This window comes from Acidovorax sp. KNOB132 (assembly GCF_057541515.1).
The window spans coordinates 1-606 of record NZ_BAAJYT010000649.1 but is presented as its reverse complement, the minus strand read 5'-3'; the positions used below and the strand labels follow the sequence as shown (position 1 = coordinate 606).

At 72.8% G+C, this 606-nt stretch carries 1 protein-coding gene; it reads left to right on the top strand.

Translation table 11 applies throughout. The features are described from left to right. Nucleotides 1-166 precede the first annotated feature (166 nt). A partial coding sequence (locus tag AC27IO_RS25210) for a DEAD/DEAH box helicase (RefSeq protein WP_498741345.1) occupies nt 167-606 on the top strand: 440 nt, incomplete at its 3' end.

Below are 606 nucleotides of genomic sequence, written 5' to 3'. Positions count from 1 at the left end.
GGTCGTTCCGGCCGGTGCGGCCGTTCGTGCGCCAGCCGCTGCGCAGCGCAGCGCAAGCGGAGCGGGGGGCGCAAGCCATGCCGCTTCCCTTGTCGCGCCGCTGGGTACGGGCCGGCCAGCCGCGCACGTCGTTGCGGCGCCGTTCGCCACGGCAGGGGGGCTGGCAGTGACCCGGTCCACGGTCCAGCGCGCGGTGGCCGACTGGTTCGCGCAGCGGGGCTGGAAGCCTTTCCCGTTCCAGAAGCAGGTGTGGAAGGCCATGGCGGAGGGCCGCTCGGGGCTGCTGCACGCGACGACCGGGGCGGGCAAGACCTATGCGGTGTGGCTCGGCGCCCTGCAGGCGCTGGCCGGTGATCCGGAAGGATCTGAGCCGAATCGGGCTCCGGCACAAAGAGTACTAGGGCATGATGCTATAAAAAAAGTAGCAATCCCTTTGCGGGGGCGCCAGAGCACCGCCGCACCGCTCACCGTCCTGTGGCTCACGCCCATGCGGGCGCTGGCGGCCGACACGCTCAAGGCGCTGCAGGCGCCGCTCGATGCGCTGGCGCCGGTGCACGGCGGCGTGGCGCGCTGGACGGCCGGCGCGCGCACGGGCGATACCGCCAG